The sequence below is a fragment of the Vibrio barjaei genome (genome assembly GCF_001639065.2).
In the GTDB taxonomy this organism is placed as follows: domain Bacteria; phylum Pseudomonadota; class Gammaproteobacteria; order Enterobacterales; family Vibrionaceae; genus Vibrio; species Vibrio barjaei.
This window is the reverse complement of record NZ_LQXO02000055.1, coordinates 1-663: the sequence shown is the minus strand read 5'-3', so window position 1 is coordinate 663 and position 663 is coordinate 1. Positions and strand designations below refer to the sequence as shown.

The 663-nt window shown below is 48.7% G+C and carries 2 pseudogenes; both read left to right on the top strand.

Features of this window, described 5'->3' with window-relative positions:
* Positions 1-398 (top strand): annotated as a pseudogene (locus AWH66_RS26040) (hypothetical protein); the annotation flags it as partial.
* Positions 399-410: 12 nt separating this feature from the next.
* Positions 411-663 (top strand): annotated as a pseudogene (locus AWH66_RS23970) (structural protein); the annotation flags it as partial.

The following is a 663-nucleotide window of genomic DNA, read 5'->3' as shown; positions in this document are numbered from 1 at the left end:
AGCCGTTAGTCACGCTGTGTTTTAGCGTGTCACTGAGCGCAATGTTATCCGGCTTTACGGGTGAACTCGCTTACACCATTTTGCTTGTCAATGAGCGCGGCGAACCGATTCGTGACGGTCTTAATACGCCTATAGGCATTGGCTTAAACACCACCACCATGCACGGCGCTATGTCTGAACAAGGGCAGCGTATCACGGCAAATGAAACCGTCGTGTTGTCCGTCGATAAGCTCAATGTCCATGACAAAGAGAAAGTGATTCCTCGTGTGGTGGTTCGCGCTGACCCAACTTACCAAATGACTCAAAGCGTGAGTCATCGGGATGTGTTGGAACATGCACAGTTCCAAGTCGGTGAGGTGACTCTGGTCGGGCTAGGCGTGTCATCCTCCTCCATCTAATAGGGGGTGTTTATGTTGCGCTGGCTACTCGTCATCGTCTTGATTTTCACGTTGTATCAGGGGCAAAAAGTCATGAAATCACAACTCAATCGCGGGATTCGAAATAACAACCCGCTCAACATTCGCATTAGTAACAATGCATGGACAGGCAAAGTGACGCCATCAAAAGACAAGGCATTTGAAACCTTCTCGGATTCAAAATACGGCTTTCGAGCGGCAACCAAGCTTATCCGAAACTATCAGAATCTTTACGGGCTCAATACGC